Genomic DNA, 8,295 nt, shown 5'->3' on the forward strand with positions numbered 1-8,295 from the left:
CAGGCGGTGGCGGGCCCCGCCGCCGGGGCCTAGCATCGCTCCGCCGGAGGGGGGCTCCGCGGTGGGGGGTCGGCCAAGTTGTCTGAGCCGCCGATTCATTGAGCGTTGCGAGCGTGTGTGTCCCTCGGGCAGTCCGATGCTTTTTTCTGGGGGATTCGGAGAAACCGAGTGATACCTGTCAAGCGCGGCTTCGTACGCCGCGCGGCACTTTTCTGTCTGTCGGGCGCGGCGCTGGTTCTCGCGCTGCCCGCGGCGGGCCCTGCCCAGGCGGTGGACGGCCCCGCCCGCACGGGCGCCAGTACCGCACGTGCCACCGTCGGCGGCTCCGTCGCCGGCAAGACCGTCACCGACGAGGCCACCCTGCGCGAGCGCGTGGTCTCCGCCGGCCGCGCGATCGCCGCCCGGCGGGCGCAGGAGCCGGCGCCGGCCGCGCCCAAGAAGCCGAGCACGGCGGGTGACACGAGCACCCCGTCGCCGTTCATCATCGGCGGCACCGGGACCACCATCGCCACCGCGCCGTGGATGGTCCAGCTCTGGTACGCCGACGAGGCCCGCGACGAGTACTACTTCTGCGGGGGCACCCTGGTCGCCCCCAACAAGGTGCTCACCGCCGCGCACTGCGTGAACGGACTCGACTGGCGCAGCTACGGCGTCGTCAACTCCGGGGTGACCAGCACCGAGTCGAACGGCGTCCTCACCGGCGTCACGCGCCAGTGGCAGCACGCCTCGTACGACGACGCGACGGTGCGCAACGACATCGCCGTACTCACTCTGGACAGGCCGCTGAAGCAGCAGTGGCTGCGGCTGGCCCAGACACACGACAGCGCGCTGTACAAGGCGGGCACCACCGCCACCGTCTACGGCTGGGGTGTCACCTCGGGCGCGTCGGACGCGCTGGCGACGAACCTGCGCAAGGTCAGCCTGCCGCTGGTCAGCGACACCACCTGCAACACCGCGATGCGGAAGATCCTGGGCAAGGACTACTTCGTCGAGGGCGGCATGATCTGCGCCGGCACCCCGGCCACCGGCGCCGACAACGGCACCAAGGCCACCTGCAGCGGTGACTCGGGTGGTCCGCTGATCGTCGGCGGCAAGGTCATCGGCATCGTCTCGTGGGGTGTCGAGGGCTGTACGGCCAAGGGCGCCTACTCGGTGTTCACCAAGGTGTCGCCGTACACCTGGGCGGCCGAGCCGCGGATCAACGACACCGACTACAACTACGACGGCCGTGCGGACCTGGTGGTGCGGGCGTCGTCCGGGAACCTGTCCGTCCAGACCAGCAAGGGCACCTCGCTCAACCCGGCCACGAACTTCGGGTCGGGCTGGGGGACCCTGTCCTGGGGCCTCCAGACGGACATCGACCGGGACGGCGGCTGGGACCTCCTGGTCCGTGACAAGGCCGACGGCCGGCTGCACCTGTTGAAGGGCGACCCGGCCACCGGAACGATGAAGAACATCGCCGTGACGACGGTGTCGGGGACCGCCTACACCTCGTACGCGGTGCCCGGTGACGTCACCGGGGACGGCCGCCCCGACCTGGTGGCCCTCGACACGGCGGGCAACGGCTGGGTGTTCCCGGGCAAGGGCAACGGCGAGTACAACGCACGGGTCAAGTTCGCCACCGGGTCGCTGAAGGGCTACAAGGTCTTCGGCCGCGGCGACTACAGCGGTGACGGCAAGGCAGACCTCCTGGTGCGCGACACCGCCAACCGCGTGCACCTGTACCGGGGTACGGGCAGCGCCACCACGCCGTTCTCGGCCCGCATCACGGTCCGCACCGGCTGGGACTTCACGTCGCTGATCGCCTCCGGCGATGTCAACGGCGACGGCCGTGCCGACATCATGGCGCGGGACACCAAGGGCACCCTGTGGCTGTACCCGGGCACCGGCAAGGCGAGCGTGGACATCTTCGGTCCGCGCAAGTGGCTGGCCGACGGCTACAACAAGTACAACCTGCTGTTCTGAGCGGCGGCGGGCGCTCCGGCCGCGCCGGCCCGCCCGCCCCCGGCTCCAGGCTCGCGCCCCGGCGGGACAGGCACTCCACGGCCTGCCCCGCCGGGGCTCTTCTCTTCCAACTCGACCTAATGCGGCTCCCGTTGACGGCACGGGCACGGCTGTACAAATCACCGAATTCCCGGTGCGGTTGGGCGACCGGCGCTGTTAAAGTCCGGCTTCCCCGAGAGCACGGGGGACAAAAACAGAATGAGGGGGCACAGTGCGCATACGGCTGAGACGGATGGTGGCGGCGATTGGATTGGGGCTCGCGCTGGCCCTGACGCCGGTCACGGGGACCGCGGCGACGCAGGAGGCGGGCACCATGGCCGTCACCGCCATGGATTTCACCCCGTCCACAGTGGACGCGACGTCCGACGGCACCACCGTCACGCTCCGGTGGACGATGACGGACACCACCCCGGAGAGCGAGGGCATGAGCGCGCGGGTCCAGCTGCGCCGCCAGGGCGCGACGGCCGGCACGTATGTGGGCGTGCCGCTGGTCGGGACCTATGAGGTGGGCTCGTTCGGCCAGGACATCACGCTGGTACCCGGTTCGACCCCCCAAGAGGCCACCTATGAGTGGACGTTGGCTGTGCCTCAGTACGCGGCCGGGACGTCGGTCACCTGGGCCGTCACCCGGCTGGAGGCCTGGAACACCGCGGGCACCTCACTGGATTGGGATCCCGAAAGGCTGGGTGCGTTCCACAGCACGTTCAAGGCGAAGACGCTCGCCGACGAGCAGGGTCCGACGTACGACGACCTGGCGGTGGGCAACGGCCGGCAGCCGTATGTCTACGTCGGCGAGAACTCATCGAGCATGTCCTACGAGCTCGACGTGCACGACGCCCAGGCCGGTGTCTCCGGTGGCACCCTGACGCTGACCGGCCCCGACGGGCGGCAGCTGACCGGCTCGTTCGCCATCGAGTGGACCTGGTACGCGGGCTATCAGGGCTGTGGTTACATCGAGTGGGGCCAGACCTACGCCGGTTCCTGCCCCGTGTACGTGACCTTCCCCGCGCACGCGGCATCGGGCACCTGGACCGTCTCGAAGGTCGAGCTCACCGACAACGCGGGCAACACCAGCACCTACGACAACCTCTCAGCCGCGCCTGTCCACGTCACCTCCAATGACATTCTCTCCGCGGACGACTTCACGGCGACGCCCAACCCGGTCGACACCTGGCACGGCGCCCGGAACATCAAGGTCGGCTTCCGGCCGCACGGCGACCGGGGCGGGGTCGCGTCGGCGGTCGTCGACACCAACAGCGTCAACGGCTGTCGGCAGACTTCCACCACGGCGTCGACCGCGGCGGACGGGACCGTCTCGGTGGACTACCAAGTGCCGCAGCGGACCTTCACCTGCGCCATCACCAGCGTGATCATCACGGACAACGCGGGGAACGTCGCGCTGTACGGCTCCGAGTTCGGCGCACCGGAGACCGGTCTGACGATCACTTCGGCACCTGTCACGGTGCTGCCCGAGATCGACCGGGCCACGCTCTCACCCACCACCATCGCGTCCACGGACCACTCCACGGACATCCGTCTCACCGTCAACGTCTCCGGCACCACCGCGGGTGTCAACGGCTACGACATCTCCCTGATCGACTCCTCGGGGCAGCGGACGGAGGCCGCGTTCGGCGGCACCTCACTGACCTTCAGCGGCCCATTGACCCTGTCCTTCCCGCTCCCCTCCAACGTGGCCCCGGGGACGTACACCATCGGCTTGCGCCTCTCCGACCAGGCGGCCAAGTCCTCGTCGTTCGGCTTCCCGAACGGCACGCCGATGCCGGGCGGCCCGGTGACTTTGACGGTGACCTAGACGAGTAAGCCCGAAGTCCCGTCTGCCCGGGGGCGTCCGGCACGTACCGGACGCCCCCGGGCCCGCGGCCCCCGTAGGAGCGACCGGGACCTGGGCCCAGCCCGCGACAACCCGGATGGGCTTCGTCGAACGTGTGGACGTTTTCTCGGCCATCGCTGCCATGCGGGGTGAGGCCCAGGAGGCGAGGGGTAACCCTCTCACTCATCTCCCTGGCGCCGGTCTCAAGCAGGACTACACCGCGCAGGTCGGGGACGGCCCTATCTCGCCGACGCTCCGTGACATCTGCATGCAAGTGGCCAACCTGCCTACCGCGAAGGACGGTTACTGGGACCCGCCGCCCTCGGGCCAGGAACGGAGGGAGTGGATCAACGCGAACAAGGAGATCATCCAGGCCGCGGCGAGGAACTCGGGACTGCCCGCAGACATGGTCGCGGGCATCGCCTGGCAGGAGATCGGCGGCCGGCCGGGCTTCCTGGATGACATCACCGACACCATCCGTGAACAGCCCGACGCCCCCTGGGGGCTGAGCCCCATCTCGCCGGAGAACCTGCCATGGCGTCTCGGCGGCGCCCCGGACGAAACGTCCTTCGGCCCCATCGCGATCCAGGTACGGCGGGGCGCCGAGGTACTCGGCTACGATCCGGACAACCTCACTGAGCACCAACAGTCGGTCGTGGAGGAGTCCCTCCAGGACCCGGGACAGAACATCTTCATCGCATCCGAGTACCTGGCGCAGCTCAAAGCGGGGAGCGAATTCGCCAACGTGCCGCCGGAGGAGATGACACCCGCCCAGTACCAGGAACTCGCCGCGAGGTACAACGGCGGCCCGTATTGGGAGGGAAGCGACGCCCAGGCGTACGGCCGCGGTTTCAACAACGACCTCAACAACGCAAGGGAGGCACTGCGCTGATGCTCGACCGCCCTGAAGCCACGCGGACCACCGAGGATCAGGGCTGCCCGCGGTGGGTCCTGGGCGTCCCGCTCGTGATCATTCATCTGATCGCGGCCTGGTTCTGCTACATAGCGCTGGCCATCCAGCCGTCGGGCAGCTGGGACGACGACGCGCGCGCCGGAATCGTCCTGTCGTGCGTGCTCACCATCGCGGCAAGCGCCCTCGCCCTGCTGATCACGGTCGCGCCCTCGGTGCGGCGTGCCATGGGACCGTGGTGGCTGGCGCCGCCGCTGATCCTGGGTGTGGTGGCGACTGTCCGGTGGGCCTTGACGGGCTGACATGAACGGCAGAAGGCTGTCGGCGGCCGGGTCTCCCTGCCCGGGTTCATGAAGCGGCACGTCGTGGTACGCGCGAGCGTGCCTGCCAGACGCCCCCGGGCAAACGGGACTTCGGGCTTACTCGTCTAAGGCGTGTTGCGAAAGTCCCGCCTGGCCTGCGGGCGGACGGCGCTACTTTCGCAACACGCCCTTGGCGCCAACTCTCTGCTGCCTCGCATTCCCTGCGCCGTGGTTGTCAGTGCCCACTTCTAGGGTTACCTGCATGGCGAAATTCCGATCCAGCTACTCGCTCCGGCTCATGGTCGAGGAGGCACGAAAGCTCACCGAGCATGCGAGCGTGCGGGAGCGGATCGACGCGGTGCTGCGCATCGTGGGGGGTGGCTTCGGCGGGACGTATGGCAAGGGCCGACCGCTGGTGGATGCCTTGGAGGATGTTGCGCAAGAGTCCCTCCTGCATGAGGACTTCGCGCTCGCCCAGCGCTTCCAAAGGTTCGCCGGCTATGCTGGCGGCAAGCTCTTCCTCGACACCCTGGAGAACTACTACGACGAGGGGGCGAGGCAGCGAAGCGAAGAGTACATGCGGCGGATGGTTTCCATGGGCGTCGAGCGAGCAGTGGCCGTCCTGGACACCCTGTGCGCCGAGAACCCAGACGCAAGTGCCGCCGACGCTCACGCACTCTTTCGCGGCATCGCCCGGTCCACCGACCACCTGGGCATCGGAAGCGGAGAGGGTGGAATCCAGCTTCCCACCAAGTACCTGAAGCGCCTTCAAGAGTACGGGCACATGGAGTTGGTCCTGCGGAACCTGCCCCGACCAGCCTCCGCGGAGGCGGCCCGGATGATGAGTGATGTCTTGGCGGAGGCTGACGCGGGAATGCTGGCTCAACTGCTCGAATTGCGGGCCAGGCGGGCTGGTCTCGCCTCCCTGCGCGCCGCGGTGGACCACCCTGACAGCTCCGAGGGCGCCCTCCATGCCTGTCTGAAGAACCAGGAGTGGATCTTCGGCGGCGCCTACGTGGCCGAGCTTGCCCGCCGCCAGTACACCGCGGACACCATTCTCGACATTCCGCTGCTGCGTGGTGATGGATCCCTGCACGTGGTGGAACTCAAGCGCGCCAACATCGAGAAGCTGATCATCCGGCCCAGTGGTCACCTCATGCTGGGCTCCCCGGCACACCACGCAGTCTCCCAGGCGCAGAACTATCTCCGAACCTTGGACGAGAGCCGCCAGACCATCCTTACGCGGTACGGCATCGACACTCGGAGGGCCTCGGCGACCGTCGTCATCGGACATCCGCGGTATGTGAGTGAAGGCATCACTCCCCACGAAGTCGCGGAGACGCTGCGGACCTACAACACGCACATGGCACGCATAGAAGTGATCACCTACGAAACGCTGCTGGAGTCGGCCGAGCGGATGCTGGCGCTCTCGTCAGCAGAGCAGGACCCCGGCTCGATTGAGGAACCCACGGAATGAATGACAACCCTCCTGCGATCGAGTCGCTCCTGGCGCGGCTCTGCGGTGGCGCCATCACCGGCAAGGACTATGTCGGCTACTTCTTGAACGAGCACGGCGAGGAACTCGTTTTCGCCCAGCGCCGGGGTGACAAGACCGCCCGGCTCTGGCACAGCGACGCGGACTGGGAAATGTTCCGTGTCGGTGATCACTCGATACGGGTCGACGGAGCCCTGGACGGGATGATCACTGTCGACGAACTGATCATTAACCGATCGGATGCGACATGGCTGTCCTCCTGTCTGGCAGCCTCCCGTCACCTGCGCCCGGGGCGGGGCTGACGCTCCAGCGACATAACCCCTGCACACCGGCCGACGGTGCCGTTGGCCGCGGCCCTGCCTTGCCGTGCTTAAAGAATCACCCACACCCCACTGGGGGATCGTGGCCCTTCGCATCGGCGCCCGATACCGTCGAATGTTGCGCCGAGGAACGCCGAGTCCCCCCTGGGCGCTCGCGTTCGCGGCCCCGGTGCGGTCGTACAGTCAGACGCCCAAGACGCGCAGGAAATCGCCGATGGGTCCGAACAGGCCCGTGAGCATGGCGGAGGGCTGGCGGGTCTGGGCCTTGGGAGTGAGCTTCCACGGAGCGATCGTTCACGTCTGGCCGGGGCCGCCCTTGTTCTTGCCGACCAGGTAGCCGTTGTCGTCGGTCCAGTAGGTCCGCTCGGACGGCACGGTCTTGCTGTCCGCTCGGCGTCCGCCGCCAACTTTTTGCGCAGGCTCAACGGGCGCATATCCGTCCACACCTCTTCGATGTACTTCAGGCACTCCGTCTTGGAGCCGCTCTTGCCCGCCTTGCTCCACCCTTCCGGGAGTTCTTTCTCTGCCGGCCAGAGGCTGTGACTACTGCGATACTCGCGCGGAGTCCTCCCGCCCCAAGCGATTGACGTCACCCAGCGGTCAGAGGCTGGAGAGCAGGCCGTCGAGTGGGGCTGGGACGTGGTCGGGGCCGAGGGCCTCGACGAGTACGCGGCTGTAGTGGATCTTGCGCCCCTTCTTGGTTCCGAGGAAGCGCCTGAACTGCTGCTGTGGGGCGCGGCCCTGCTGCGCGGGCTGGCGCAGGAAGGTTTGCAGGGCGCGTAGGTCGCCTTCCGCCCGGATGAGCTCCTCCAGCCGCGTCACGCCCAGCGTGCGGATGAGCTCGTCCTCCAGATCTGCCGCGCAGACGAAGAAGCCTTGCTGTGCCGCGCTGACCTGTGCGAAGCCGCGCGCGTAGAAGGGACGCTCCGCCTCGTCGCACAGTCCCGTGAGGCGGAGGTCCAGGCCGGGTGAGCCGAGGAGTCGGGCGTAGCGCCCGATGCTCATCGCACCGCCGATCGGCAGGACGCAGACCCCCTCGGCCGCCAGGTTCCGGCCGCGGCTCTCGGCCAGCGCGTTCACCGCCGCGACGTCGCTCGGCCCTTCGAGCAGAACGGCCACCCGGACGGGCAGCCGCGCGGCCAGCTCGTGCGCGGGGCCGCCGGGGCCGCCCGCCGCCCATGCGGTGACCGCGTCCCGGAACGCCCCCATGTCAGCCATGAGACGAGTCTCAGCCCGTTCCGGCCACAGCGCGAGGGAATTTCCGCAGGTGCAGCTTCGGCTGCCGGAGGGGAGCCGGCCTGTGACCAGATCCGGACGCCAGGCCCAAGCGTGGGTTCGGTGCGAGACGGTGCCGCGCTGGACGACCATCTTCTTGCCGCAGAGGTCGGACCAGGTGGTGATTCCCTTGTCGTCGCCCTTCTTGGTGTAGATCG

At 68.3% G+C, this 8,295-nt stretch carries 8 protein-coding genes and 1 pseudogene; 6 read left to right on the forward strand and 3 right to left on the reverse strand.

Features of this window, described 5'->3' with window-relative positions; translation table 11 throughout:
* Positions 1–168: 168 nt before the first annotated feature.
* From AB0M67_RS38580 to AB0M67_RS38605, 6 genes are all read left to right on the forward strand, one after another.
* The gene (locus AB0M67_RS38580; RefSeq protein ID WP_365752509.1) at positions 169–1,965 is read left to right on the forward strand and encodes a trypsin-like serine protease; all 1,797 of its coding nucleotides are present in this window, start codon (positions 169–171) and stop codon (positions 1,963–1,965) included.
* Positions 1,966–2,215: 250 nt separating this feature from the next.
* Positions 2,216–3,817 carry a hypothetical protein gene (locus AB0M67_RS38585; protein WP_365752511.1) on the forward strand — a complete coding sequence of 534 codons (1,602 nt, stop codon included), beginning with the start codon at positions 2,216–2,218 and terminating at the stop codon, positions 3,815–3,817.
* Positions 3,818–4,109: 292 nt separating this feature from the next.
* Complete coding sequence (locus tag AB0M67_RS38590; RefSeq protein WP_365752514.1) at positions 4,110–4,727, forward strand: hypothetical protein; 618 nt, start codon at positions 4,110–4,112, stop codon at positions 4,725–4,727.
* Positions 4,727–5,047 carry a hypothetical protein gene (locus AB0M67_RS38595; protein ID WP_365752516.1) on the forward strand — a complete coding sequence of 107 codons (321 nt, stop codon included), beginning with the start codon at positions 4,727–4,729 and terminating at the stop codon, positions 5,045–5,047. Before AB0M67_RS38590 ends, AB0M67_RS38595 begins: the two co-directional genes overlap by 1 nt.
* Before the next feature lie 262 nt (positions 5,048–5,309).
* Positions 5,310–6,524: a Shedu anti-phage system protein SduA domain-containing protein gene (locus tag AB0M67_RS38600; protein ID WP_365752518.1), complete on the forward strand. Its 1,215-nt coding sequence runs from the start codon at positions 5,310–5,312 to the stop codon at positions 6,522–6,524.
* A complete protein-coding gene (locus AB0M67_RS38605; protein ID WP_365752520.1) occupies positions 6,521–6,844 on the forward strand; it encodes a hypothetical protein in 324 nt (107 codons plus the stop codon). The genes AB0M67_RS38600 and AB0M67_RS38605 overlap by 4 nt, the downstream gene beginning before the upstream one ends.
* A 312-nt stretch (positions 6,845–7,156) precedes the next feature.
* Here AB0M67_RS38605 and AB0M67_RS38610 read toward each other — a convergent pair whose 3' ends face one another.
* From AB0M67_RS38610 to AB0M67_RS38620, 3 genes and pseudogenes are all read right to left on the reverse strand, one after another.
* Entirely contained in the window at positions 7,157–7,306 is a 150-nt protein-coding gene (locus AB0M67_RS38610) for a hypothetical protein (RefSeq protein WP_365752529.1), read from the reverse strand.
* Positions 7,249–7,455 (reverse strand): annotated as a pseudogene (locus tag AB0M67_RS38615) (MbtH family NRPS accessory protein); the annotation flags it as partial. The pseudogene AB0M67_RS38615 and the gene AB0M67_RS38610, both read right to left, overlap by 58 nt.
* A 7-nt stretch (positions 7,456–7,462) precedes the next feature.
* Positions 7,463–8,080 (reverse strand): TOPRIM nucleotidyl transferase/hydrolase domain-containing protein, encoded by a 618-nt coding sequence (locus tag AB0M67_RS38620; protein WP_365752524.1) that lies wholly within the window; start codon positions 8,078–8,080, stop codon positions 7,463–7,465.
* Between the last annotated feature and the right edge of the window lie 215 nt (positions 8,081–8,295).

Origin of the sequence: Streptomyces sp. NPDC051662, from assembly GCF_040681655.1 — a bacterium.
Classification (GTDB): Bacteria; Actinomycetota; Actinomycetes; order Streptomycetales; family Streptomycetaceae; genus Streptomyces.

Bases quoted from the DNA above. Each gene is read 5' to 3' on its own strand.
- AB0M67_RS38595 (WP_365752516.1), top strand. From the start codon at position 4,727: ATGCTCGACCGCCCTGAAGCCACGCGGACCACCGAGGATCAGGGCTGC.
- AB0M67_RS38600 (WP_365752518.1), top strand. From the start codon at position 5,310: ATGGCGAAATTCCGATCCAGCTACTCGCTCCGGCTCATGGTCGAGGAG.
- AB0M67_RS38605 (WP_365752520.1), top strand. From the start codon at position 6,521: ATGAATGACAACCCTCCTGCGATCGAGTCGCTCCTGGCGCGGCTCTGC.
- AB0M67_RS38620 (WP_365752524.1), bottom strand. From the start codon at position 8,080: ATGGCTGACATGGGGGCGTTCCGGGACGCGGTCACCGCATGGGCGGCG.